This window comes from Ectorhizobium quercum (genome assembly GCF_026552795.1).
GTDB classification, from domain to species: domain Bacteria; phylum Pseudomonadota; class Alphaproteobacteria; order Rhizobiales; family Rhizobiaceae; genus Ectorhizobium; species Ectorhizobium quercum.
This window is the reverse complement of the sequence record NZ_JANFPI010000004.1, coordinates 1-26,301: the sequence shown is the minus strand read 5'-3', so window position 1 is coordinate 26,301 and position 26,301 is coordinate 1. Positions and strand designations below refer to the sequence as shown.

The 26,301-nt window shown below is 65.9% G+C and carries 19 protein-coding genes; 8 read left to right on the top strand and 11 right to left on the bottom strand.

Features of this window, described 5'->3' with window-relative positions:
- Positions 1-366: 366 nt before the first annotated feature.
- The gene (locus tag NOF55_RS12515; RefSeq protein WP_306411718.1) at positions 367-1,104 is read right to left on the bottom strand and encodes an NYN domain-containing protein; all 738 of its coding nucleotides are present in this window, start codon (positions 1,102-1,104) and stop codon (positions 367-369) included.
- A gap of 124 nt (positions 1,105-1,228) precedes the next feature.
- Positions 1,229-3,328: a cellulose synthase gene (locus NOF55_RS12510; RefSeq protein WP_306411717.1), complete on the bottom strand. Its 2,100-nt coding sequence runs from the start codon at positions 3,326-3,328 to the stop codon at positions 1,229-1,231.
- A gap of 230 nt (positions 3,329-3,558) precedes the next feature.
- Here NOF55_RS12510 and bcsN point away from each other — a divergent pair, with 230 nt between their 5' ends.
- The 6 genes from bcsN (at position 3,559) to NOF55_RS12480 (ending at position 12,633) form a co-directional block, all read left to right on the top strand.
- Positions 3,559-4,524, top strand: a complete 966-nt coding sequence (gene bcsN / locus NOF55_RS12505; protein ID WP_306411716.1) for a cellulose biosynthesis protein BcsN — start codon at positions 3,559-3,561, stop codon at positions 4,522-4,524.
- 66 nt (positions 4,525-4,590) lie between these two features.
- Positions 4,591-6,780, top strand: a complete 2,190-nt coding sequence (gene bcsA, locus NOF55_RS12500) for a UDP-forming cellulose synthase catalytic subunit (RefSeq protein ID WP_306411715.1) — start codon at positions 4,591-4,593, stop codon at positions 6,778-6,780.
- Positions 6,777-9,074 carry a cellulose biosynthesis cyclic di-GMP-binding regulatory protein BcsB gene (locus NOF55_RS12495; RefSeq protein WP_306411714.1) on the top strand — a complete coding sequence of 766 codons (2,298 nt, stop codon included), beginning with the start codon at positions 6,777-6,779 and terminating at the stop codon, positions 9,072-9,074. Before bcsA ends, NOF55_RS12495 begins: the two co-directional genes overlap by 4 nt.
- A 299-nt stretch (positions 9,075-9,373) precedes the next feature.
- Complete coding sequence (locus NOF55_RS12490) at positions 9,374-10,870, top strand: DUF4153 domain-containing protein (protein ID WP_306411713.1); 1,497 nt, start codon at positions 9,374-9,376, stop codon at positions 10,868-10,870.
- Between the two features lie 45 nt (positions 10,871-10,915).
- The gene (locus NOF55_RS12485) at positions 10,916-11,620 is read left to right on the top strand and encodes a response regulator (protein ID WP_306411712.1); all 705 of its coding nucleotides are present in this window, start codon (positions 10,916-10,918) and stop codon (positions 11,618-11,620) included.
- Complete coding sequence (locus NOF55_RS12480) at positions 11,620-12,633, top strand: sensor histidine kinase (protein ID WP_306411711.1); 1,014 nt, start codon at positions 11,620-11,622, stop codon at positions 12,631-12,633. Before NOF55_RS12485 ends, NOF55_RS12480 begins: the two co-directional genes overlap by 1 nt.
- A gap of 4 nt (positions 12,634-12,637) precedes the next feature.
- Here the strand turns inward: NOF55_RS12480 and NOF55_RS12475 are convergent, their stop codons facing one another.
- The 4 genes from NOF55_RS12475 to NOF55_RS12460 form a co-directional block, all read right to left on the bottom strand.
- Positions 12,638-15,451, bottom strand: coding sequence for an insulinase family protein (locus NOF55_RS12475; protein WP_306411710.1), 2,814 nt, complete (start codon positions 15,449-15,451; stop codon positions 12,638-12,640).
- Complete coding sequence (locus tag NOF55_RS12470) at positions 15,424-18,300, bottom strand: TonB-dependent receptor plug domain-containing protein (RefSeq protein ID WP_306411709.1); 2,877 nt, start codon at positions 18,298-18,300, stop codon at positions 15,424-15,426. The genes NOF55_RS12475 and NOF55_RS12470 overlap by 28 nt, the downstream gene beginning before the upstream one ends.
- 172 nt (positions 18,301-18,472) lie before the next feature.
- Positions 18,473-19,501, bottom strand: coding sequence for a FecR family protein (locus tag NOF55_RS12465; protein WP_306411708.1), 1,029 nt, complete (start codon positions 19,499-19,501; stop codon positions 18,473-18,475).
- A gap of 130 nt (positions 19,502-19,631) precedes the next feature.
- On the bottom strand, positions 19,632-20,156 hold the full coding sequence (locus NOF55_RS12460) for an RNA polymerase sigma factor (RefSeq protein WP_306411707.1): 525 nt from the start codon (positions 20,154-20,156) through the stop codon (positions 19,632-19,634).
- Between the two features lie 505 nt (positions 20,157-20,661).
- Here NOF55_RS12460 and NOF55_RS12455 point away from each other — a divergent pair.
- Positions 20,662-22,197 (top strand): S10 family peptidase, encoded by a 1,536-nt coding sequence (locus NOF55_RS12455; RefSeq protein ID WP_306411706.1) that lies wholly within the window; start codon positions 20,662-20,664, stop codon positions 22,195-22,197.
- On the opposite strand, the gene NOF55_RS12450 is transcribed toward NOF55_RS12455, so the two are convergent.
- A complete protein-coding gene (locus tag NOF55_RS12450; protein ID WP_306412228.1) occupies positions 22,155-22,451 on the bottom strand; it encodes a hypothetical protein in 297 nt (98 codons plus the stop codon). The genes NOF55_RS12455 and NOF55_RS12450 overlap by 43 nt on opposite strands.
- Here NOF55_RS12450 and NOF55_RS12445 point away from each other — a divergent pair.
- The gene (locus tag NOF55_RS12445) at positions 22,450-23,523 is read left to right on the top strand and encodes a D-alanyl-D-alanine carboxypeptidase family protein (RefSeq protein WP_306411705.1); all 1,074 of its coding nucleotides are present in this window, start codon (positions 22,450-22,452) and stop codon (positions 23,521-23,523) included. The two genes, NOF55_RS12450 and NOF55_RS12445, sit on opposite strands and share 2 nt — an antisense overlap.
- Positions 23,524-23,560: 37 nt before the next feature.
- On the opposite strand, the gene NOF55_RS12440 is transcribed toward NOF55_RS12445, so the two are convergent.
- From NOF55_RS12440 to NOF55_RS12425, 4 genes are all read right to left on the bottom strand, one after another.
- Positions 23,561-23,965: a type II toxin-antitoxin system VapC family toxin gene (locus tag NOF55_RS12440; protein ID WP_306411704.1), complete on the bottom strand. Its 405-nt coding sequence runs from the start codon at positions 23,963-23,965 to the stop codon at positions 23,561-23,563.
- Positions 23,962-24,195 carry an AbrB/MazE/SpoVT family DNA-binding domain-containing protein gene (locus NOF55_RS12435; RefSeq protein WP_306411703.1) on the bottom strand — a complete coding sequence of 78 codons (234 nt, stop codon included), beginning with the start codon at positions 24,193-24,195 and terminating at the stop codon, positions 23,962-23,964. The genes NOF55_RS12440 and NOF55_RS12435 overlap by 4 nt, the downstream gene beginning before the upstream one ends.
- 130 nt (positions 24,196-24,325) lie before the next feature.
- Positions 24,326-25,360, bottom strand: a complete 1,035-nt coding sequence (locus NOF55_RS12430) for an NAD-dependent epimerase/dehydratase family protein (RefSeq protein ID WP_306411702.1) — start codon at positions 25,358-25,360, stop codon at positions 24,326-24,328.
- Between the two features lie 141 nt (positions 25,361-25,501).
- Positions 25,502-25,939, bottom strand: coding sequence for an NUDIX domain-containing protein (locus NOF55_RS12425; protein WP_306411701.1), 438 nt, complete (start codon positions 25,937-25,939; stop codon positions 25,502-25,504).
- Positions 25,940-26,301 lie beyond the last annotated feature (362 nt).

Sequence of the window (26,301 nt, the reverse complement as noted above, 5' to 3'; positions counted from 1 at the left end):
AACAATGCGAAGCAGAGGCGTCACCGCCCCGAAACCGGCAATGCCTTTCCTTTCCGACCGCAGTCGGCCGGATCGATGCGCATCCGTCTGGCGTGGGGGATCGTCATGGTTCTCCTCTCGATCGTTGCGCGCCGCCCTGTCCGGGCGGGGCCGCCGGCACCGTGGCACCGGGGATCGCGGCTGGTCGCTGGAGAAATTAGAGGTCCGTCGTCGGGGAAATGTAAAATATGAAATTTCTGAAGACTGGTTAGTCAAAACCTATGGGTTTGATCGCGCCGTTCGACGGCAGGAGGCGTCCGCACGCCGAAGCGTCGGTGCTCCATCCCGGGCTGTCCCGGCCCGAACGCGTTCGGAACCCGGTGGGGATTATTTCCGCGACCCGTGCTTCTGCCGGATCCGGATCGGGCCGCCCTCCTCCTGCGCAACCTCGAGCTGGTTGGCCTTGCGGACGAGATCGCTGAGCTTCTTGAATCCGAAGGTGCGCGGATCGAAGTCCGGCGCCAGGTTCAGAAGCTGTTTTCCGACCGTGCCGAGATCGACCCAGCCTTCCTCGGTATCCTCCTGCGACAGGACCCTCCTGATCAGCGGGACGGCGGCACTCAGCGGCTGCAACGGCTTGTCCGCCGCCGATGCCGCATTTTCCTCGTCCTTCGCCTTGCCGGGAAGAAGGTTCTCCGTATAGAAGAACCGCCGGCACGCCTGGCGAAAACTTTCCGGTGTCTTCTGCTCGCCGAAGCCGAACACGTCGACGCCCTGCTCGCGGATACGGGCGGCGAGCCGCGTGAAGTCGCTGTCGGAGGAAACCAGGCAGAAACCGTCGAAGCGGCCGCTGTGCAGAAGATCCATCGCATCGATGACCAGCGTGATGTCCGAGGCGTTCTTGCCGGTCGTGTAGGCGAACTGCTGTTGCGGAATGATGGCGTGCTTGGCAAGGATGTCCGCCCAGCTCTTCGAGCGCGAGCCGGAAAAGTCCCCGTAGATCCGGCGCACGCTCGCTTCGCCGATCTTTGCCACTTCCTCGAACAGGCCGTCGGCGATCTTCGCCGAGGTGTTGTCCGCATCGATCAGCACTGCAAGCCGCGGCGACCGCTGTTCGGATGCCATCCGGTATTCTCCCTCGTTCCGGCACAATCCGTCATCCGACGGATGTCCATGCCCTGACTGCTTGTTTTCGCGCGCCGTTCCGAACGGAAGACCGCTGTCCCCGGAAAGGCTCCAGGGTCAGGACCTAGCCGGGTTGAAGATCGGCGAGCGCCCTCAGCGCCGCCGTGTTGCCGACATTCGCAAGCGCCTGGAAAATCCGGCGCGCCTCGGCGATGTAGCCGAGCTTCTGATAGGCAAATCCCCGCAGCACCATCAGGTCCTGCCGTTCCGGGGCGATGCGCGAACGCTGGTCGAGGGCGATGATGGTTTCCTGGTAGCGGCCCAGCCGAAACGCGCCGACCGCGCGGTCGGCAAGGATCGCGGTCTGGAGTTCGGACGCCCGCGCGGCATCCTGCGGCATGGCCGTCGCCGCGGCGGCGGCCTTGTCCGTCATCTTGAGGCGAAGATAGGCGAGGCTCTTGCCGTAGGCGGCATCCTGCCGCGACCGGTAATCGCCGCCCGCCAGCGCCCGGTCGAACGCGGGCACGGCCTCCATCGGCCGGCCGAGTTCCATCAGGCACCAGCCGCGGGCCAGAGCCACGCCGGGCGCCAGCCGTGCGGCGTCGACCGTGCTCTGGCAGCCGGCGCCGCGCGATTGCCGGCGCGGCGCACCGGCCTCGCGTCGCGCAGCGGGCGCGGCGCTCTGCCCGGAACGCGGGTGCTCGACGACCCGGGGCACCGCCTCTTGCGCCCTCGCGCCATCACGCAACGCGGCGATCCGCTCCGAGCGCCCCGCCCAGTCCGACTGGATGCGGGCGACCCCGGCCCTGTCGCCCAAGGCATCGAGCGACACCGCCAGACCGTAGGCCGCCGGTTCATAGGCCGCGTTCCAGGACAGGACGAGGCGGAACCAGTCGACGGCCGTCTGCATCTGCTGCAAGGAGCGGGCGTACCAGCCGAACTGCTCCGCGGTCTCGGCGTTGCGGGCGGCAATCGCCACCGGCGCCATGCGCGCGAGCACGTCGTTGTCGATGGGCTGCGGCGGATCGCGCCCCAGCAGATGGGCGACGGCGGCAAGATAGGTCGCCTTCGTATCGTCGTTGCTGTCCCTGAACGGGTAGAGCACGCTCTCGGCCCCGGCAGGATCGCCGCGCTCGATGCGCGTCAGCGCCAGCCCCTGGGCGGCGGACGCGCTCTCTTCCTTCCCGTAGGCCTTGCGGAACCATTCCTCCGCCTCCGGGAATGCGTCCCGGCGGTAGAAATACCAGCCGAGCAGCAGGGAGTCGGAGGACTGCTCATCCCGGCCGGCGATGCTTTTCAGGCGCTCGACATAGTTTTCGGGGATCGGGGCGTCGGCGTCTTCTCCGCCGCGGGAGATGACGGACCGGGCGATGTCGTCGCGAACGGCGTCGAATTCCGGCTCTCCGTCGGCGCCGCGCTGCTCGAAACGCAGCAATTCGTCGATCCTCGGCGCGTCGAGAACAAGGCTCGCCTTCTGCACCGTCGCCAGACGCTCCTGCGGGTTGTGGCAATTCTGGAGGACATAGGCATAGGCATCGCGGGCGCGGTCCGGACGGTCGGTCCGGGCGAACGCCTCGCCGACGCGCCACAATATGTCCACCTCGCCGCAGGTCAAAAGCTGCGGCGCGGCGGCGGCAAGATCGACGACCGCCTGATAGCGGCCGGCGTCGGAGGCCTGCACGAGGTTCTGCCGCGCGCGGGCAAGGCGCAGGCTGTCGACCAGTTCGGCGGGGGGCGTCCAGCCCGGCTCGGCCGTGCGGCGCTCGGCGATGGCGCGGTCGAGATCGTCGTAGCGGGCCTCGGCGTAAAGCTTCCACAGGGCGTCGATGCGCGGATCGCCTCCCGTGGCGATGGCCAGCGGATCGCGGGGCGGCTCCCAGCCCGGATAAAGGGCGCGCAGACGGGATATTTCGGCCTGGAGACGCACCGTATCGCCCTGGGCCGCGAAATAGCGCAGGGCGCTTTCGTCCACGGCGGGAGAGGTGTTGCCGCCCGCCGGAGCGCCATTCACCGACGGGGCCTGAGCCACCGGCTGGGCCTGGGCGACAAGTTGCACCGGCAGGCTGACCGGTGCGGTCTTCGCCAGCGAGGGCGTTTCCGGCTGCTGGCCGACCAGGCTGGCCCGGATCGTGCCCGGCCCCACTTGCCGGTCGTAATTGTTGAAACCCGAAATACCCGCTGTTGCGGCCGCGACCGCCGTCACTGCGAGGATGGATGTGCGCATGGTCGCTCCCTTGTGCCGCCCGAGATCGGGAAACTCCAGTCCGCAAGCGCGACTATGGACCGGACAGGGTAAAGAAGCCCTTAAATGTCCAGCCCGGGGCAAGGCAGATGCCCCATGATGGGCTTTTTCGTGCATGCGCCGACGCATTTTCGGCCGGAAATCGTCCGAGGTCAATTCCGGCTTGAGCATCATCATATCTGCGCTACATCTAGCCTATGGAAGCAAGGTCAGTGATTCGAAAACGGCAGCGACAGCGCAAAGGCAGGGCTCTTGCCCTATCGTTCACGCTGGTCCTGTCGGCATGCGCCGGACAACCCGTCCGCATCGCCGGCGAAACGGGCCTCGTCGAGGCGGATCAGGCCATGCTGATGCCGGCGCCCGGCGCCTTCGCCATCACCGGCGTGGCGCAGAAGCGTTTCAACAATGCGCTTCAGCAGGAAATCTTCCTGTCGACCGATTCCCGCGTTCCGGGCCAGAACGTCGTGCAGGTCCGCCTCTTCGGCACGAAGAGCCCGACACGCTACGGTGACGACACGCTCGCCTTCACCTCGCTGACGGAAAGCCGCATCAATTCCGAATTGCGCGGCACGCTGCCGGGCATCGCGATGGTGCCCTCGCCCTTCGTCACCCAGAACGACTACGGCCCCTTCGGCTATGCCGTGGGCCGTCCCGCCGCGGACGAGCTTTGCCTCTATGCATGGCAGCAGTTGCGTTCGCCCGACGGGCAATCCGCGATCGGCACCGGCGCGATCCAGATCCGGGTCCGCCTGTGCGACCGGGGGGCGACGGAGGAAAAGCTGCTGGCCTTCATGTACGGCTTCACCATTACGGCTGCCGTCGATGCGCCGGGCTGGAACCCTTACGGCACGCCCGCGCCGGTCCGGCAGCGGCTGGGCAAGAGCGGCGATCCGACCTATCCGCGCGACATGGCGACGGTGCTGCCCGCCCCGCCACCGGCCCCGGCCGCCGCTCCGGCGCGGACGGCGCAGCCCGCCGTGCCGATCTCCGCCCCGCAGGGCCCTCAGGTCGTCGTGCCCTCGCCCGCGGGCGGAGCGGCGGCCGCGTCGCCCGTTCCGGCACCGGCCGCCCCTGCCAGGTCCACGACATCCGCAGCCCCCGTCGCGAATGCCGGCACCGTCGTTCCCTCGCCGGCCTGCCTCGGCGGAGGAAGGCCACCGGAAGGAGCCTGCCCATGAGCCGCAACCATGCCTGCGCGGCCCGGCCGCCGCTGTCCGTGACATCAACGGGAAGGACGGCGATCCATGCGTGCGTCGCTTAACCTCCTCCTCTGGGCGCCATGCGCCGCGCTGATGGTCTTCCTGGCGTTCCTGCCGGTCGATGCGCGAACCCAGCTCGTGACGACCTTCCTGGTGCTTCTGATCGTCGCCACCATGAAATACCTGCGGATGGAGGGGGCGAGCCGCCTGGTGCTTCTGGCGCTCGGCACCTCCATCGTGCTGCGCTACGTCTACTGGCGCACGACCAGCACCCTGCCGCCCGTCAACCAGCCGAGCAACTTCATTCCCGGCCTGCTGGTCTATCTTGCCGAGATGTACAGCGTCTTCATGCTGTTTCTCAGCCTTTTCATCGTGTCCATGCCGCTGCCGCCGCGCAAGCCCTACCGGACGCTTGCCGACGACGAGCTGCCGAGCGTCGATATTTTCGTTCCGAGCTACAACGAGGAAGAATCGCTCCTGGCCAACACGCTGGCCGCCGCGCGCAACATCGACTATCCCCCGGAAAAGGTGACGGTCTGGCTGCTCGACGACGGCGGGACCGAGCAGAAGCGCCATTCCACCAACCTGCTGGAGGCGAAATCGGCGGAGAAACGGCACGCCTCGTTGCAGGCCCTTTGCCAGCAGCTGGGCGTCCGCTACCTGACGCGCGCCCGCAACGAGCACGCCAAGGCCGGCAATCTCAACAACGGCCTCCAGCATTCGACGGGCGATCTTGTCGCCGTTTTCGACGCCGACCATGCGCCGGCGCGCGATTTCCTGCGGGAGACCGTCGGCTATTTCAACGACGACCCGCGGCTGTTCCTCGTCCAGACGCCGCACTTCTTCATCAATCCGGACCCGGTGGAGCGCAACCTCAACACCTTTTCCACGATGCCGAGTGAGAACGAGATGTTCTACGGCATCATCCAGCGCGGGCTGGACAAGTGGAACGCGGCCTTCTTCTGTGGGTCTGCGGCCGTCCTGCGCCGCGAGGCGCTGAACGAGGCCGAGGGCTTCTCCGGCCTTTCCATCACCGAGGACTGCGAAACCGCCCTGGAGCTGCATTCGCGCGGCTGGAACAGCATCTATGTCGACGTGCCGCTGATCGCCGGCCTGCAACCCGCCACCTTCGCAAGCTTCATCGGCCAGCGCTCGCGGTGGGCGCAGGGAATGATGCAGATCATGCGGTTCCGCTTCCCGCTGTTCAAGGGCGGCCTCTCGCTGGCGCAACGGCTCTGCTACATGTCGTCGACCATGTTCTGGCTGTTTCCGTTTCCGCGGATGATCTTCCTGATCGCACCGCTGTGCTATCTGTTCTTCGACCGGCAGATCTTCACGGCCTCGGGCGGCGAGTTCATGGCCTACACCCTGTCCTACATGCTGGTGAACCTGCTGATCCAGAACTACCTTTACGGCTCGTACCGCTGGCCGCTGATCTCGGAACTCTACGAATACATACAGTCGGTCCACCTGTTGCCGGCCGTGGTTTCGGTGGCGTTCAACCCCCGCAAGCCGACATTCAAGGTGACGGCCAAGGACGAATCGATCGCCGAAAGCCGCCTTTCGGAAATCAGCCGGCCGTTCTTCATCATCTTCCTCGTGCTGGTGATCGCCGTCTTCGTCACCGCCTACCGTCTTTATACGGAGCCCTACAAGTTCGACGTCACGCTGGTGGTCGGCGGGTGGAACCTGCTCAATCTCGTGCTGGCCGGCTGCGCGCTCGGCGTCGTGGCCGAACGGGGCGAGCGCCAGTCGTCGCGCCGCGTGACGGTGAACCGCCGCGGCGAATTCGCCATCGGCGACACGTGGTATCCGGCGATGATCGAGAACGTCTCCGTCAACGGCGCGAGCATCCAGGTCTTCACAAGGGATTCGGCACCTTTCCAGCGCGACGCGCCGGGCCGGATGCGCTTCCAGCCGAACGGCCGCAGCGAGCCCGGCGAACTGCCCGTCGATATCCGTCATGCCCAACACGACGGGGACATCGTGACCGTCGGCTGCCGCTTCCTGCCCGGCACCCCGCTCCATCACGAGCTGGTCGCCGATCTCATCTTCGCCAATTCGGAGCAATGGAGCCTGTTCCAGCAGGCGCGCCGGCGCAATCCCGGCGTCCTGCGCGGCACGCTGCGGTTCCTCGTCCAGTCGATCGGGCAGACCTTCCGCGGCCTTCACTATCTCATCCGCTTCCGGATGCCGGTCGAGGCGAAGAAAGCCAGGAAGGGTGCAGGCCGATGAAAACGCTGGCGATCACCCTTCTTCTGGCCGGACTGGGCACGACGGCGCTGGCCCAGCCCGCGCCGTTCGACATGACGCCGGAACGCACGGACGGCCGGACGGCCCCGCCGGCGGCCGGCGCACAGCAGCCCCCCGCCGGCGACGCCCGCCCGCAGGCGCAGACCAACCGGCGCTATCTCCTGCAGGCGCCGAAGCTCAGGCTTCAGGGCGAGGAACCCGTGCAAGGCTGGTCCTTCATGCTGACGCCCGAACAGGCCGCGGCCGAAACGACGCTCGACATCGGCTACCGCAACTCCGTCGTCATCGCCCCGGAGGCCTCCCGGCTGTCGGTGTTCATCAACGACGTTCCGGTGATCAGCCAGCCGCCGCGCGGCACCGAGTTCGACCAGCGCCTCACGGTCGCGCTGCCGGCCGGCGTGCTGCGGCCCGGCCCCAACCATATCCGGTTCCAGGCCGACCAGCGCCACAGGACCGACTGCACCGTCGACTCGACCTATTCGCTGTGGACCGAGTTCGACGCGGCCGGGACCTTCCTGACCTTCGCGTCGCCGGACGTCAACCGGATGATCCGTCTGGAGGATATCCGCGCCATGAGCGTCGACCCGGAGGGGCGCAGCCGCTTCCTGCTCGTCGCCCCTTCCCTCGGGCAACCCGCGGCGACCTCCGGCCTGCTGAAACTCGCCCAGGGGCTTTCCCTGCTGAGCGGCGCCGCCAACCTGTCCTTTTCCGTCTCGCAGACCCTGCCCGAGGCGGTACAGCCGGGCGAAATCGTGGTGATCGTCGCAACGCCGGAGGAAATGGACCGGCTGGCCGGACCCGCGAGCCCGGCGCAGCGAAGCCGGATGATGGCGGGCTTCGAGCCTCTGCCCGGCGTTGCCGACGCGTCCGCGCTCGTCTTCCTCGGCCCGGACTGGAGCGCGATCGGCACGATCGTCGACAATTTCCTGACCGTCAGCGCGAATGCCGGCGCCGAGCCGGGCCGGCTCGGCAGCGCCGCCTCGGCGTCCGCGGACACGCCGATGGTCGAAGGCGCCTCGACACTCTCCTTCGACACGCTGGGCATCGCCTCGCAGGAGTTTTCCGGCCGCCGGTTCTCGCGCGAATTCACCATCGGCATCCCCGCCGATTTCTACGCGAATGCCTACGGCACGGCGACGATCCTTCTCGATGCCGCCTATTCGAGCCAGGTCCTGCCCGGCAGCAGCATCAACGTCATCGTCAACGGCAATCTGGCGACGACCGTCCCCATCACCGCCCGGGGCGGCGCGGTTCTCCGGCACGACCCGATCCGCGTCACGATGCGCCATTTCAGGTCCGGGGTTAACACGATCAGGCTGGAGGCCACGCTCGTGACCCGCGAGGATCTCGCCTGCGCGCCCGGGGCCACCGCCGACCGGACCGCGCGCTTTGCGATCTTCAATACCTCGGAGCTGGTGATTCCCGATTTCGCGCGGCTGACGCTGGCGCCCGATCTTTCCGCCACCGCCGGTCTCGGCGTCCCCTATCAGGCGCCGGACAGGCCGACGGCAGTGGTGCTTGCGCGCAACGACGAAACGACGCTGGCGGCGGCAACCACCGTGCTGGGCAAGCTCGCGCTCGCGGCCGGCCACAGCCTGCCGGTCGAGCTTTCGCTGACGACGGAAGGCATCGCCGCCGGCAGCAACGCCCTGATCTTCGGCACGACCGGCGATCTGCCGGCGGAAACCTTCAGCAACGTCGATATCAGCGCCGTTCACCCGAATGGCGGGGCGGGTCCGGAGACGGGGAACGTGAACGTCGACTCGTGGCGGAACATGGTCGATTCCGGACCCGTTGTCGAACTGCTTTCCGACGTCAATCTGTGGCTGAAGGACACGTTCAATCTCGATCTCACCGCCTTCAACTTCTGGTCCCGGGACGGGGGGCCCTACCGGTTGCCCGAAAGCACCGGCATCTTCGTCGACCAGACGGTCGACCGCGCTTCGAAAACGATCCGCACCATCGTCAGCGCCGCGAACGCGGAACTGCTCGAAACGGGCACCGCGGCAATCGGCGACCGGCAGAACTGGCTGGCCATCGAGGGGCGCACCAGCTATCTCGATACCCGGCAGACGACGTTCAGCAGCGTTCCCGCGACGGACCAGGCCATCCTGTCGTTGCAGCCGCGCAACTTCACCAACCTGCGCCTCGTCCTGACGAACTGGCTGTCGGGGAACTATGCGGCCTATGCGCTCGCCTTCGTCTTCTCCTCCGTCGCGCTCGGGCTTTCCACCCACCTCCTGCTGAGGCGGTTGGGGCGCGGCGAGCATCGTTGAGGCGGCTCGATACGGATCGCATTCCGGTGGCGGTGGCTCGTGAAGCGAACGGACGGGCCGTCACTTTCCTGAACATCTCCCCGGCCGCTGCACGGAATCTGCACATGCCCTTCCGATGCTGAGGGCATGAAAAACACACGCAGACGTCCACCGCTTTCACCCGTCTTCATTCCCCACCGCCTTCGAACCGAAGGCTGGTGGCTCGAAGACGTTCCGGCCGCTCCGGCCGTCACCTTTGCCGCATTGCCGCGTTCCGGCCGGAATGGCGCGTCAGGAGAACCAAAGAACGGGGCAAAGCCATGAGAGCGGCAGGCGATGCCGCCGCCGTCCGTCCCGGATACAGGCTTTCCCGGTTCCTCCTGCCGCTCGTCCTGATCCCGGCGGCCGATTTCCTCATCTTCCGCTACGATGCGGGTCTCAACCTCTTCCTCTTCGTGCAGTTGCTTGCCCTTTTCCTGCTGCTCTTTCCCCGCAAGCGCCTTTCTTCCGGCGCGAAGGCGGCGCTTGCCGCGCTTTCGCTCGCAACGGGTTTTCCGCTGATGGAAGCCGTCACCTGGATGTCGGTGCTCGTCGGTCTGGCGGGGCTTGCCTATGTCTCGCTCGCCTCCCACGGCCTGACGCCGGCGCGGCCGGTCCGTATCCCGGCCGTCCTGCTGCGCTTCGTCGCCGCGCTGCCGGTGCGGCTCTTGCGCCCCGCCCGGCGGCCGGCAAGGCCCGGGGCGAAGGGCGGGAGGCTCGCCGCCCTCGGATCACGTCTTCGCATCTGGATCGCGCCGCTTGCTCTGGCCGGGGTCTTTCTCCTGCTCTTCGCCATCGCCAACCCTCTGATCGAAAAGACCATCGAGACCACGCTCGCACGCCTCGTCCGGCTGCCGCAGGCTCTCGATGCGCAACGCATCGGCTTCTGGCTCGCCGTCGGCCTTTTCGTCCACGTGCTGCTGCGTCCACGCCTCCTGCGCGCGCCGGCACGGCGGAACGAAAGCGCGGGCGGGGACCGTGCCGGCGGAGACAGCCTGTTCGGCACGGCCTTTCTCATCCGCACGCTCGTGCTTCTCAACGCCGTCTTCGCGGTGCAGACCGGCCTCGACCTCACCTATCTCTGGGGCGGCGCACGCCTGCCGGACGGGATGAGCCACGCGCAATACGCCCATCGCGGCGCCTATCCGCTGGTCGTCACCGCCCTGCTCGCGGCCGCGCTCATCCTGGCGGCCATGCGCCCGGACGGGCCGGGCAGCCGCAGCCCCCGCGTCCGCCGCCTCGTCTACCTCTGGATCGCCCAGAACGCGCTGCTGTGCTTTTCGGCAATGCTGCGGCTCGACCTCTATGTCGAAACCTACTCGCTCACCGGGCTCCGCCTTGCCGCCGGCCTGTGGATGGGGCTCGTCGCCACATGTCTTCTGCTCATTCTCCTGCGCATCGTCCTGCGGCGATCGAACGAATGGCTGGTGGCGACGGGCTGCGCATCGCTTGCCGTCGTCGTCTTCCTCGGCGCACTCGGCGACGCTCCCGGCTTCATCGCGCGGTTCAACGTGGCGCACAGCCGGGAGCTTTCCGGCCAGGGCAGGCTGCTCGATCTCCACTACCTCTCCAGGCTGGGCGCTTCGGCAATCCCCGCGCTCGACACCTACATCGCCGCCGGGAAGACACAGCCGGCCCTCAGGGCCGAGCTTGCGGCGGTCATCCGCAACCGGCTCGCCGGGGATGTCCTTTACCCTCGCAGCGACTGGCGCGGCTGGACGCTCCGCAAGGCGCGCATCCGCGCCTATCTTCTCGAAACCGCACCCATTGCAAGATGAGGGCAAAGCGACCAAAACAGGGTTCCATCCACTTGCAGGCATCCCATGACGCAGCGCATTCTCGTCGTCGACGACGAACCCAACATCCGAGACGTCATCTGCTTCGCGCTCGACCATGCGGGCATGGCCACGACGACCGCCCGCAACGGCACGGAGGCGATGATGGCCTTTCACCGGGGCAATATCGATCTCGTCGTGCTCGACATCGGCATGCCGGACATGGACGGTCTGGAGGTTTGCAGGCAGATCCGCCGAAGCTCCGACCTTCCGATCCTTTTCCTGTCGGCCCGCGACGAGGAAATCGACCGCATACTGGGGCTCGAAATCGGCGGCGACGATTACGTCACCAAGCCCTTCAGCCCGCGCGAGCTGGTGGCGCGGGTCAAAACCATCCTGAAACGGTCCGCCCGGCAGGCCGGCGGCGACGCCTCGCGGGCGGTACTCACCTGCGGGGCGCTCCGCCTCGACCGCGCCGCGCGCGGCGTCACCTTCGAGGACCGGGCGATCACGCTCACCGCGCTCGAATTTTCCATCCTCGACGCCCTGCTGGCGCGTCCGAACATCGTCTTCAGCCGCGAGCAGCTCATGGAGGCCGCCTACGGCGCGAACACCTATGTGGCCGACCGCACCATAGACAGCCATATCCGCAACCTGCGGGCCAAGCTTGCAGCAGCCGGCGGAAGCGGCATCATCGCCACCGTCCACGGCGTCGGCTTCAAGCTTTCTCCCGGAACCGGGGAGATCGTCTGATGCCCTCCCCCCGGATCAAGCCGAAATGGCGGCCGCCGCTGGCCCTGATCGTCCATGCCGTTCTCCTGACCGTCATGACGCTGCCGGTGCTGACGGTCGTCTGGTTCCGCGTCGTCGAAGCCGCCTCCGGCGCGATGGCGCCGGCGGAACTGGCCGCCCTTGCGGTCGTGCTGCTGCTGACGCTTCTCGTCGCCTACGTGCTGACCCGCACGCTGACGATACCGATCCATGCCCTGATCGAGCGGACGGATGCGATCGCGCGCGGCGAGCGGGCGGCCATCCGGCCGCTCGACCGTTACGGGACGAAGGAAATCGCCGCCCTTTCCCAGAGCTTTCTCGACCTCGCCGGCAAGCTCGTCGACCATTCAGACTATGTTCGCTCCTTCGCCGCCCATGTCTCCCATGAACTGAAGTCGCCGCTCACCTCCATCCGCGGGGCGGCCGAACTGCTGCGCGAGGACGAGGCGGGTGCCATGAGCCCGGCGCAGCGCGACCGTTTCCTCGCCAACATCATCGCCGATGCGCAACGGCTCGACGCCCTGCTCTCCCGGCTACGGGAACTGGCGAAAGCGGAAATTCCGGCCGCGTCCGGCCGCAGCGCCATGCAGGATATTGCCTCGACGCTGCGGACCCGGTTTCCGGCGCTGACCGTCACACTCGACGATGCCTTTTCCGGCGCCATCGCCCTGCCGGGCGATGCGGCGGACATCGTTTTCGCCAATCTGGCCGAAAACGCCGTCCAGCACGGCGCGACGCGCCTCGCCATCGCGACGGCCGATATCGGCCAGGCGATCGCCATCCATGTCAGCGACGACGGCCGCGGCATTCCCGAAGGCAACCGGGCGCGGATTTTCCAGCCCTTCTTCTCAACCCGCCGTGACGAAGGCGGGACGGGAATGGGGCTGGCCATCGTCAGCGCCGCCCTTTCGGCGCACGGGGGCAGCATCCGGCTCCACGAAACGGGCGGCAACGGAACGAGCTTCGAAATCGTGCTGCCGCCCGCGGCGATGTGAAGCCCTATCCCCCTGTCGGCTCGCCGGGGAGCCGGATGCGGACGGTCCTGTTCTGCGTGCTGAAAATCCGCGTCGCCCGATTTTCCAGCAAGGTTCCCGTCACCTGTCCGCTCAACTGCCCCATGCGCCTGAGATAGCCCGCATCGCCGTAGCGGCGATAGCTGAGCGCCAGCCGGCGAAGCCACGTATTCGGATCGGCAAGGCGCGCATTTTCGGCGAAGTCGATGTCCGCGCGCAGGCGCTGCACATCGGCCTTGCGGGCAATGCCGGGCATCTCGCCGAAAACCTCCAGGGCCGCCTTGGCCAGTTCCTCCGCCCGCCCGGGCGGGCAATAGAAGGAAAGCGTGCCGATGGCCCGGTCGGTGTCGGGCGCCACGCGCAGGTCGAAGGCCAACGTATAGATGCCGCCCAGTTCGTTGCGCAGCCTGTTCTTCAACGCCTGCTGCGCCAGAGGTGTCAGCGTCGATACGAGAAATGCGTCCTCGGGCGTCCATTCCATCCGGCTGAAAAACGAAATCTCGACACGGGCGCGGTCGGGCGAAAGGGTTTTCGCGATCATCCTGTGGATGCCCTCGGGCTGGAGGGCCGGGGCCGGCGTCAGCGACGCCGCGCGCGGCAACGCCCCGACGATCCGCGCAAAGGCGTCGCGGATGGCGGCTTCCGGCTCCGGGCCGACCGCGAACCAGGTGACGGGTTCGGCAAGCAGGGCGCGCGCTGCCTCTTCCAGCCGGGCGGCGCTCGTCCCGGCCAGCGCCGGTGCGGATTGCCGTCGGGACAGGTCTTCCTCGTCACCGGCCTCGTCCGGGGGCGATTCGGCCATCTGCGTCCGGAAATCCTTCGCCGCCGCTTCCCGGATCGTCCCGAAACGAACGGTTTCGGCATACCGGCGCAGCAAGGCAGCAAGCCTGCCGGGTGCGGCCGATACCGCCGCATTGAGGGTGCTTTCCTGAAGCACCCAGTTCCAGTCGGCGGCCTGCGCCTTGCGCCAGCGATCGTAGTCCTCCTGCGTCCAGAACCCGTAGCCGCTCTGTATCCAGAGCTGGATGGCGGCTTGCGAGACGAGACGGCCGAACTCGGCATTCCCGTAGCCGGGGCCCGACTGGCCGGAAAGATAGACCCGGCCGTCGGGCGTGTCGCGAACCAGCCAGACGACACGATCGCCGTTCGACAGCGCCCATTCGACGATCTCGGGATCGTCATGGCGCTCGACGGCAAGGAGGGTGCCGGTCTGCTCAAGCCGCGCCTGCGCCGGCCAGCCGGGAAGCGGTTGCTCCGCGGCGGCGACCTGCGGCATTGGCCGCGGCGGAAGCGCCGGCAAGGGGTCGAGCGCGGCAAGGCGCATGCGCTCGGCCTCGATCGCCGCCGCCGAAACCGGCGGCGTCTCCATGTCGCCGGGCACCTGATGGAAAAGGACGCGATCGGGAGCGGCCAGCATCTCCCGCATCGTCGCTTTGAGGTCCTCGAAATCGATCCGGTCGAGAAACAGCCGGGTTCGTTCGGCGCGCTCTTCCGGCGCTTCGAGCACCGAGCCCGTCAGCACGGCGGAAGCGATGCGATCCTCCCATTCGCCGAAGGTTCGGCGGGCGGCGGCTTCGACATTGTTGCGGCCGGTCCTGTAGGCTGCGGCCAGTTCGGTTTCGAAGGCCCCGCGCGACAGGCCCTCCCGCCGCAGGCGCTCGACCGTTTCGAGGAGCACCGCGGTCGCGGCGGCATGATCCCTGCCGCGGGCGTTGAAGGCAAGCACGAGCCGCCTTTCCGCCGGTTCCTGCGCGACAAAGGTGAGGCTTTCGACCGTGGCCGCATAATGCGGCGCGTAGCGATGAACGGCCTCGCGGATGAGCCGCGCAAGCAGGTATTTTTGCAGCCAGGCGAACTGGCCCGCCTCGCCGACCCTGTCCGGCATCGCCATCTGGAAGGCGTAGACCGCCTGCGACGTCGTGCCCGCCGGGTCCTGCACGGTTCCGACCGACAGGCCCGACTTCAACGGAAAGGCGAGATACGAGCGATCCGGGCGCGGTTTTTTCGGGGCGGGGCCGAAAAGCCGCTCGATGGCGGCCTTCGCCCCGGCGGGATCGAAACGGCCCGAGACGATCAGCGTCATGTTCGACGCGACGTAGAACCGTTCGTAAAAGGCACGGATATCCGCGACGGTCGCCTTCTCTATCCCCGCCCGCGTGCCGATCGTCGGGCGATCCGCAAAGCGCGACCCGGCCCTGAGCAGCGCCTTTTTCTGTCGGTTCAACCGGGAGGCGGTGCTGTCATCCTGCTTCAGCTCCTCCAGTATGACGGACCGTTCCTTGTGCCAGTCCTGCTCTTTCAGCTCCGCGCCGAAAGCGATGTCGGCAACGAGGGCGAGCGCGCCGTCGAGGTCGAGCGCATCGCCGGGCCGTGTGCGGACCATGTACTGCGTTTCGGTTTCGCGCGTCATGGCGTTGACCTGCACGCCCGTCCGCCAGCCGAGCGCCTGGAAATAGCGGTGCAGGGTTTCGGGATGAGCTCGCGTGGACTGGAACGCCATGTGCTCGACGATGTGCGCCACCCCGCTCGGGGTCTCCTCGTCGACCGAGCCGGCATGGACCACCAGCCGGATGTTGAAGGGGTCTTCCGCACGGCCGCTGTCGTGGAGAATATAGGAAAGCCCGTTTTCGAGCGTGCCGCGCACAAGCCGCGGGTCCCACCGGGCATCGCCGGCACGGGCGGGATGCGTGCCGGCAAGAACCAGCACGCATGCGGCAGATATCGCGATCCAGAAGGAGCGAAAGCCGCCCGCCGGCATTCCCCGGCGCATGATCAGAACGTCGCCTTCGCGCCGACCCACACCGTCCGCCCGATCAGCCAGGGGTTCGTGACGGTTGCCGTGGCGTTGCCGGTCTCGTTGAACAGGTTGTTGACCCTGACGTTCAGCGTCAGATTCGTGTCCTCTTTCTGATAGACGGCGTAACTTGCGGCGAGATCGACGGTCAGGGTCGGATCGAAGTCGAAATCTTCCCAGATCTGGTGGAACCGTCCGTCCACGGTGATGTTCTGGTCGGTGTATTTCACGCCCGTGTAGCCGAGATTGTAGTTGGCCGAGAGATCGACCTGCAAGGCGTTGTCCAGCCACGTGCTGGAAAGCCCGGCCTGCATGCGCAGGGGGATGTCCATGTTGCCGGTCACGACGCTGAAGCCGGCCAGCGTGTGGGAGCGATTTTTGTACCACACATAATCTTCGTCGAGGCTGTCATCGAAATAGCTGCTGTTGGACACCTCTCTCTTCGACCATGTGACCGATGCGTTGAAGAAAAGCTGCTCCAGCCCCTTCGCATGCACGTCCAGTTCCCTGGAATATTCGGCGCTGACGGATTGATAGGCGCCCCGGCCGTCATTGGTGAGGATCGCCCCGGTTCCCGTGGTTTCGGACGCATACTGGTCCCGGGCCCTGCGGTCGAGGAAGCGCAGCCGCCATTGCCCGCCGAGCAGCGGCTCCGTTCCCGAAAGGCCGAAGGTGATTTCATCGGTGTAGGGGGTTTTCAGGTCGGAGGCGCTGTTCGCATAGATCGTGTCCTGCAACAGCCTCCATGTATCGTCGATGACCGCGCCGTCCCGGGTCCGGATGTAGGTCTGCATCCTCGGCTGCTTGTCGCGGATGGCGTAGGAGAGGCTCTGGGCATCGTAATAGCGGTTGAAGCCGGCGGAGATCGAGAAATCGTCCCACGGGGTCACGGTCGCCACGACACGCGGGGCGATATCCAGATTGTGCATGTAATCGTCATAGGAAAAGCGCAGGCCGCCGCGCACATTCAGCCAGTCCCAGCTCTGTTCCAGTTCCGCATAGAGGTTGAAGGCGTTCAGCTGCGCCCCGATGTCGAATGCCTGGTAAACGGCCTTGGAATTGGCGAACTGCTCGGCGCTGCATTCTTCCGTCGTGTTGCAGACGAAACCGGAAATGCCCGAAGCCTCGTAGACCGACATGTAATTCGTATAATAAACGGCATCTTCAGGCCGGCGCCGGTAAGCGTCGGTATGGGTATAGTCCCCGCCGAGAACGAAGGAGCCCTGCCAGATGTCGCCGGTCAACTCCTGCGACCAGGTCAGTCGCTCCTGGCCCTGCCGCTTGTCGCCGGTGGCGCCATCGTAGCATAACGTATTGATCGTGATGGCGGGGTCGGTGCGGCACCAGTCGGACAGTTCGGTGGCTTCCCAGCGCAACACACGGCTGCTTACGACCGATTGCTTGTAGGCGCGCGCCACGTTGCCGTTCATGTCGTTCAGGCTTCTGGAACTGCTGTAGCCCAGCTTCGATTGCAGCCTGACGTTGGAAAGCGCAACGCCTCCCAGGTAGAAATCCTCGAACGCGTAGTCGTGCTGGAGCTTCGATACCAGGCTGCGCGTGGCAAGGTTGACCTGCATGTTGCGCCAGTTGGCGTTTTCCCAGTCCTGATTATAACGGGTGTACATGCCTTCGAGCGTGAAATCGCCCCAGTCCGTTTCCGCTATCGCCTGTGCCCGATAGAAATCGTTTCGGGAATTCTCCTCGACCCGCCGGGTTTCCGTATACCGGTACTGCTTGTCCTTGTTCGTCACCGCCGTCTGCACGCTGTACTGGCCGAGCACGGCGACATTGTCCGTAACCGGGCCGCTGAGCGAGAACGACGCGCGCCGCTTGATGTAGTCGTTGGTCGCGACATCGTTCGGGTTGAGCCCGTCTTCGGTGCCGATCTTGAAGCCGGTCCAGTTGCTCGTGGTGTAATCCGTGCTGACGCTGCCCTTCCAGCGGTCCTTCGAAGCATCCTGCAATTCATAGGACACGACGCCGCCCTGAAAATTGCCGTAGCGGGCCGAGGCGTTGCTGTCGATGACGGTGGCCTTCTCCAGGAAATCGATCGGCACATAGATCGACTGGGAATGCAGCCCGAAGATGCGGGCCGCGTCCGGAGGGGTGTATGAATCGGTCAGGTTCTCCGCGCTGCCATACCGTTCCGCCGTGCCGGTGACGGTGTTGATGTCCATTCCGTTGACGATGAAATTGTTCTCGTAAACGCGGGCCCCGGAAATCGAGACCTCCCGCGGCTTGAGGTCGATCACGCTCTGATCGGTGGTGCCCGCATCATCGTTCACATCGTTCTGGTACTGGACGTTCGGCAGGTTGCGCAGGATGCCGTTAGCGTCGTTGCCTTCGGCGCGCGCCGCGATCTGCCCGCCGGTGACGGTGCTCGTACCGGTGTCGGCGAGACTGCCGCTTCCCAGGCCGACCCCGCCGCGCGCGCCGTTGACGACGATCGTTTGCAGGACCGAGGCCCCCTCGCCGTCCGTCTGCCCGGCGGACGTGTCATCGACGAGCGTAACGGTGTTGACGCCGGTCATGCGGATGCCGATGCCCGTGCCGGACAAAAGCTGCTCCAGCGCCGCCCGGGGCGCAAGGCTGCTCGAAACGGCCTGCGACCGCTTGTTGGCGAGCAGGCCCGCCGGATAGCCGATCTGCCAGCCGCTGGCACGGATGAAGGCCCTGATGGCCGTATCCAGCCCCTGCGCCGGGATCGAGAAGCCGATGCTCTGCGCTGCGGCCGTGCCCGTGTCCGCCGTCTGGGCATAGGACGGATGCGCGCCGGCATCGATGAGGACGAGCCCCGACGATGCAAGCAAAATCCCTATTCTCGTGGCGAATCGTGTCCCCGCCTGCTGTGCCATTTCCATCTCCTGAATGCCGGCCGCCGTCCCGGAAAGAGACGACGATTGCCGAATGACCGGACGCCATGCCTTGCGCGGATGGACGCCCGTGCAGCGGCCGCAAAAGCGGCCGCCACCCCTCAGTAGGCATCGACGTTCGAGGCCCGCCGATCTCACAAAAAAAGTTGAGAGTTCACCGAATGATTATGATTCCGCCGGGAAGACGGGTGATCTTGCCGCCGGCCGCGGAAACGATGCTGGCGATCGCCGTGCCGGCGCTGTCGGTGCGGTAATGCCCGCTGACCGCCACGTCGAGCAGATCCCGGTTGAGGACGACGACCGTGCCGTTCAGATAAGGCTTGATGGCGTCGAGCGCCTCGCCCAGCGGTCTGGCCGAGAAGACGATCCGCCCTTCGAGCCATCCGAGCATTTCCTCGCTGTCGAACGGTGCCACGGCCGACATCGCCGCATCGGAGGCCCGCACCATCTCCCCGGCGGACAGATGAACCGGTGCGATGTCGCCCCGATCGTGGATCGCGTCGACCCGGCCCCTTTCCAGCACGATCGTATCCCCGTCGCCATCGACCCTGACGGCAAAGGCCGTGCCCCTCACCTGCACGTCGCTGAATTTTCCGGCGACGTGGAACGGATGCCGCTCGTCGTGAACGACATCGAACCAGGCCTCCCCCGCAAGGACGCGGACGCCGCGCCGGCCATCGGCGAAATCGAGCGCCACGGCGCTCTGTCCGTTCAGGACCATCTGCGAGCCGTCCGGCAGAACGAGTTCCTGCGTCTTGCCGGCATCGGTCCGGTAATCGGCCTGCCAGCGAAGCAGAAGGGACGGAAGAACCTGCGGCGTCGCTATCGCCAGCACGAGCGCCGCGGCGGCGACCATCGCATAGACTCCAAAGCGCGGGCGGCCGGGGGCCGGACGTCTCTCATGCGCATCGAGCCTCACGACGTTGTCGGCCTGCGCCTGCGCCGCGACCTGCTGCGACGCGAGGAGCGTCTCGGGCGCCGCCCATACATCCGCGACCTGCTCCCAGACCATGCGGTGATCCGGCCCGGCCGAGAGCCAGCCCTCGAAGGCCAACCTCGTTTCGGGATCGACCGTCTCGCCCGCATTCAGGCGCGCGAACCACTCCAGCGCCTGATCGACGACGGGATCGGCGTGGCGATACTCCTCGCAAACGTCGTGATTGCCGGCCTTGTCCTCACTCATCGACACCATCCGTATTTTCCGGTTGTGAGCGCCCCCAGAGGTTTAGACGTTTCAAAGGCGGGATTCACACAAAAATTCCTGCCGCGACAGTGAGCCGGCATCGGCGGAACGTGAAAGATCAGGCGACTGTTCATTGCCGGTCGAGCCTCGCGCGCAAATCGAAAAGAAGCCCCATCACCATCTTGATATCGTTGAACACCGTGTTCGGGGATACGCCGAGATGGGCGGCGATCTTCGGATACGGCCACCCTTCGACGCGGCTCAGCAGCCAGGCCTGCTGCGTGCGCGGCGGAAGTTTCGACAGCGCCTCGCCAAACACCCTCAGATCGTCTTTCTGGATGACCTGCTCTTCGGCCGAAGGCTTGCCGTCGGCGATGTTCATCGTCGCCTCGCCCGGGAAATCCGCCGGCTCGAAGGCCGAACGGACCTTGTTCTGCCGGATGTGGTCGAAAGCAAGATTGCGCGCCGTGCGCCAGAGAAACGCTTCCATATGGGTGGGAACCGTCGTCTCGACGGCCTTGCGGGCCCGCAGATACACCTCCTGCGTCAATTCCTCGGCGACCGGCGCATCGCGCACGATGCGCAGCACACTGCGGAAAAGCATCTTCTGCATCTGGAGGAAAACCAGGTCCAGCCGGGAAGCGTCGGTGTCCATTGCTAAACGAGGTCTTCGATGATGACGGTGAGCACGGTGTCTCCGCAACGGCTTATTCAGGAGTCAAAAAATCAAGTTTCAGTATCCGCTCGCTTCCGGTTGCGCAATCCTTAACTTCCGCCCCCGGGGCGAGGCCCTTTTCCCGCCGCTTTCAGCGGATGGCGACCGTCACGCCGGTTCTCCTTTCAAAATACCGGGGAAATTCCCGCGGCGCCCTTCGTGCCTCGATGCCCTCCCCCGCCTTCAAGGGCCCGTGTTCCGGCAGGCCGTGGCAAAACATCGCAACCGGCGTCGGTCGCGGCCCGCCGGACACGATCCGATCAAGAGATTTTGACTCACCTCTCGGCGTCAAGCAGACTGCGGCATCATACATTCCGCGCAAGGTCGTGCTCCGGTCCGTGGGTCTGGACGTCCTTGTGCCGCGCCCGCCGCCAAGGACCGGCACCGCATCGGAGTTTGCAACGCCGCCGCGTGGGTCCCCTCGCAGCGTCACAGGAGGAAGCTTTTGTCCCTTACCCGTTTCGTCATCAGGCTCTGCCTTTACCTTGCCGTTCTCGCCTCTCCCGCCACAGCCCAACAGCCGGACGCGCCGACGCAACGACAGCCGTCATCGGAAGCGGGCATTTTCAGCCTCATTCCCGACGATTCCGTCACCGAACACAGGCTGGAGACGCCGGACGGCCCGCTCGCCTACACGGCGACGGCCGGGACGCTCGACCTCTACGGCCAGGACGGCAACCGGACCGCCAAGGTCTTCTACACCGCCTATGTCGCCGGCGAGCGCGATCCGGAACGCCCGATCACCTTCGTCTTCAACGGCGGGCCGGGTGCCGCCTCGGCCTATCTGCATCTCGGCCTCGTCGGCCCGCGGGTCCTGGAATTCGGGGAAAGCCGCGACGACGGCACGCGTCCGTCCCTCAAGGACAATCCGGATAGCTGGCTTCCCTTCACCGACCTCGTTCTGATCGATCCGGTGGGCACCGGCTGGAGCCGCGCGGCCAGCGACGACGCGGCCGGCCGGTTCTACGGTGTGCAGCAGGATGCCGAAAGCCTCGCCAAGGTCATCGCCCTCTACACGCAGAAGAACGGACGCCTCTCTTCCCCCGCCTATCTGCTCGGCGAGAGCTATGGCGGGTTCCGGGCCGCCAAGGTCGCCTCGGCGCTGAAGGAGACGCAGGGCATTCTCGTCTCCGGCATCCTGATGGTCTCGCCGCTTGTCGAGGGCCGCCTGATCTTTGGCGGAGCGAGCAACGACCCGGTGAGCGCCGCCCTCCAGCTTCCGGCCCTTGCCGCCGCCGAGATGGAGCGACGCGACGCTTTCGATATCGGAAAGCTCCGGGAGGCGGAACACTTCGCGATGACCGACTATCTCGTCACGCTTGCAGGCCCTTCTCCCGCCGGCCCGGAAGCGGACGCCTTCTATCAGCGCGTCGCCGATCTCACCGGGATAGCGAAGGACGAGGTGGCGAAGGCCCGGGGCTTCGTGGGCGGTCTCTACGCCCGGCTGTCGGAAGACAGCGGGCGCGTCGCCAGCCCCTACGACGCTGCCTACACGGTGCCGGACGCCTATCCGGAATCGACCATGAACCGCAACGACGACCCGATCCTCGACGGCTTCACCCGCGCCTACGGCGCCGCCTTCGCGGCCTATGCCCACGACGAACTCGGCTTTCGCACCGGCATGACCTATTCCCTGCTCAATACCGCCGTGAACCGCCGCTGGCAGTGGAACGACGGCCGGGGCGGCGAGGGCCGGGCGAATGCCAGTGCTTCCGGCAACCTGCGCGACCTCCTGTCCACCATCCCGCGGTTCCGGGTCGCGATCTATCACGGCTACAGCGACGTGCTGACGCCCTACGGAGCGAGCCGCTATGTGCTCGACCATCTGCCGCCTGCCCTTTCGGAAGGCCGCACCGAACTCGCGATCTTTCGCGGCGGTCACATGTTCTACGTCGATCCCGCCTCCCGGCGGCAGATGACGGAGGATGTGCGACGGTTCTACAGCGCGCTGGCCGGGCAAGGCCATCCCTCCCGTTCCTGAGGGCCGGCCCCAAAGGACGAGGTGGAGGCGCGCGAGGGGAAGGCGTTCGGCCCACCGATCTCTGCGGCCATGAAACCGCCGGTCTGGCGCTTCCACAGCCGGGCAAACAGGCCGTCGCGCGCGCCCGGTTCACCCGGCCGGCCTTCTTCCACGATCCGGTCCATCCGGGCGATGTCGAAAGGCGGTTGACTTCGCAGCCGATAAGAAATCAGGAATAGCGACATTTCCAAATTCGTTCGGTAAATTGGCGACATGGTACAGACAACATCCTTCACGCGCGTGTGCGCCCGGCGCATCGCCCTGGCCCTTCTTCCGCTGCTTCTCACCGGCGCGCCCGCACGCGCGACGCCGGCCCTGGTCGTGGATGCGGACACGCTGCAGGTGCTGCATTCCGAGGATGCCGGGCACCTGTGGTATCCGGCATCGACGACGAAGCTCATGACCGCCTTCGTGGTGTTCGAAAGCCTGCGGGCCGGCCGCGTCACGCTGGATTCGACCGTCGTCCTCTCCCGCAATGCGATGAACCAGAGGTTCCTCAATGCCGGCCTTCGCGTCGGCAGCGCGATGACGCTCGAAGATGCGCTGTTCGCAGTCATCGTCGGATCGACGAACGACGTCGCCGTCGCCGTGGCCGAGACGGTCGCGGGTTCCGAAGCGGCGTTCGTCGGGATGATGAACGATGCGGCGGCCCGGCTCGGCATGACCGCCAGCCATTTCGCCAACCCCAACGGCCTGTTCGACAGGGAGCACCGTTCGTCGGCCCGCGATCTTGCGATCCTCGGCATCGCCGTCGCCCGGCGCTTCCCCGATTATCAGCGCTTTTTCAGAACGACGCGCGTCGTCATCGACGGCAAGGAAGTGGAGTCGCACAACGAACTCCTGACCCGCTTTCCGGGCGCCATCGGCATGAAAACCGGGTTCCTCTGCGCATCCGGCCAGAACATCGTGGCGCTTGCGGAAAGGCAGGGGCGGCAGGTCATGGTGGTCATGCTCGGCGCCACGACCGAACGCGAGCGCAACGAGAGGGCCGCGCAGTTCCTGACGCAGGCATTCGCGGGCGAATTGCAGCCCGTCGGCGCCGTTCTGTCCGATCTGCCGAACGATGCGGGAACCCAGCCGGAAGACATGCGCATGAAACTGTGCAGCGACCGGACCGCCGCCTATGAAAGCACGCGCGAGGCCATGTACCCGATGGGGCTGCCGGGACAGACGAGCTATCTCGGCCCGGCCGGGCAAGGCGAAACCCGCGCGATCCGGACCTGGTCGGTGTCCGTGACGGAAACCGTTCCCGTGCCCATACCGGTGCCACGGCCCTCGCATATGTGACGGGCCCGAACGGGCCGGAAGACGCCGTCGCCGGGGTTTACGGCTCCGGCGCGATGAGTGTCAGGGAAGGAAAATACGTGCGATAGCGGCCGATATCGCGGGTGAGCAGGGACAGCCCCTCGACGGCGGCATGGGCACCGATGAAGAAATCGGGCAGCACGCCGGTCCGCGAGCCGCCGGCCTTGCGATAATGCGCAAAGACCTTTCCCGCAAGGAACAGGGCGGCACGCGGCATCGCAACCCGTTCGAGACCCGCTTCGTCGAGAAACGCATCGAGATCCTCGATCCGTTCATACCGTACGGACAGTTCCGCATAGACCACATCGTTGATGAGCAGCGGTCCCGCCAGGCTGGCCGCTTCAAGCCGGGCGATCGACCAGTCCGCCCATTTCGGGTCGTCGGTCACAAGGTCGAGCAGAACATTGGTGTCGACCAGCGTCACTTTTCGCCACGCGTCAGCGCCATGATCGCGTCGGTATCGAGCCCCTTGCCGGCGTGCCCGCGCAGTTTGGCGAAGCGGCTCGCAGGTCGCTTCTCGTCGGCACGTATCAGCACCACGCTGCCATCGGCGGCGCGGCGGAAATCGACCCTGCTGCCGGGCGTGATCCCCAGAAGATCGCGAACCGGTTTCGGGATCGTCACCTGTCCCTTTGCCGTGACTATCGTGGTCATCGTCCTACCTCGGTAATACCTGATTTACGAAAGGTATTACCTCGGCCGCCGGATTTCAATGCCCGGCGGTCCATGCATCGACCGGAAGAATGCCGATATCCTCTCAACCGGTCCGCCATCGCGCACCGCTTCAGAACGCATCCGCCGGGCGATTGGCCTTGCCGCTTCCCGGCCGGGCGCGCGGCCTTGGCGCCGCGGCCCCGGCGGGACAGACGGCGGCATCCGTCACGGGCGCCCATTGGGCAAGGCCGCCCTTGAGATTGAAAGGGAAACGATAGCCCCGCCCGGTCAGGACGGCCGGAAAGACATCGGTGGAACGCACGAGCTTCATCACCCGCTCCGGGTGAATGCCGAGGTTGAACGCACCGAGCCTGCCGAGGATCGCCGCCGCGCCGACGACGACGATGCGCGGGATCATCCATGTGCGGGCGGCGGGGAAATGGCCGGCCCGGAGCGTGTCGACGATCTCCTCGAGCGTGTAGCGCTCCGGATAGGCGGCGTTGTAGGTGATGGCGGCGTCCGGCTCGGCCAGCGCGAAATCCATCGAGTCCAGCAGGTCCTCGACATAGACGCAGGCTTTGACCGTATCCTTGCGGCCGGGATAGACGAAGAAGCCCTTTTGCAGAAGCCGGGCGAGGCGGGTGAAATTGCCCCGCTCGCCATGACCGAAGACGACCGCGGGGCGGGCAACGACCAGCTTCCGGCCCGGACGGGCATCGAACCAGATGCGGTGAACGCTTTCGGCCATCAGCTTGGAATAGCCGTAGGCCGATTCCGGCGCTGGCTGCGATGCCTCGGTCTTGACCTCCTCGGCAGGACCGTAAACCGAGATCGAGCTGGTGAACACGATCTGCGGCACGTCGTGCGCATTGGCCCACCGGGTCACTTCGATCGCGCCGTTGATGTTGGTGTCGTAATATTCCCAGAAGGGATGGCCGGGCGTGGTGTGGACCGCGGCGAAATTGTAGATGCGCCTGACCGGGCCCTCCACCTGGAAGTTCTCGAGGTCGCGCACGTCGCCGATACGATAATCGACGCCCGCCAGCGTTTCGCGCTGGGGCTTCAGGTCCAGTGAAACGACCCGCTCTCCGGCCGCTGCGAGCTTGCGGATGAGATGGGTGCCGACAAAGCCCGACCCACCAAAGACGACAATCGCTTCGCTCATTGCATCAACCCTCCACCTCATGCGTCCGTACGCGACGATTGCGAGGGGTTATGGCATGCGACCGATTGCGGTCCCCTAAAATGAAAGACTCGCATTTTAACGATCCCGTTCGCGGGCGGGACTGCCTTTTCGAGCGGGAATTCAGTCGATCAGGACCCGCACCACCGTGCGGCAGATCGGCACGACATCGTGCGGCAGGTCGTCGACGGCGAACCAGCGCACCTCCGCGAGTGCGTGACGCCGTTCGCCGGCGGCGGCGCGAAAGCCCGTCGAGGCGAAAATGGCAAGATAATCGGACTTCGTCGCCGAGGAGACATTCGGAAAGATGCCCACGAGTTCCGGGTGGTCGAGAAGCTCGTAGCCAACCCCTTCGCGCAATTCCCGCATAGCGGTGGCTTCGGGAGGCTCCGGCGGCTCCACGCCACCGCCCGGCAGGTGCCAGCCGGACTTGTAGGTGTGGCGGACGAGCAGGATCTTGCGGTTGTCGATCAGGACGATCTGGGCACCGAGCGTCGTTCGCTGCTTCAGCCACAGCGTCATGTAGAAAACCCGCAGAAACAATGCCTCAAAAATACGCATAATCCTAAATTTAGGGTATGATGCAAAACAGATATCGTGCAACCCTGAAATTTCAATGGTTGCATATTCCTGTGTAGATTTCCGTCCCGGGTTAAATGGTTCCGCACGTTGTATTTCAAGCCCTTGAGCGAACATATTGCCTCCTCCCTCCAACGAACCGTCACGGAAGGGTTGTATGGATCGCGGCGAGCCGTGTGTCTGTTTGCGGCGGGGTTGGTTGACAAGTGCGGTTGCACTGCGGGATACCAGCAGTCATCGTCATCGGAGATTGGATTGTCATGGTGAATATTGCCGTTGCGGGTATTGGTTACGTCGGTCTGTCCAACGCAATTCTTCTGGCCCAGCACAACGATGTCACGGCC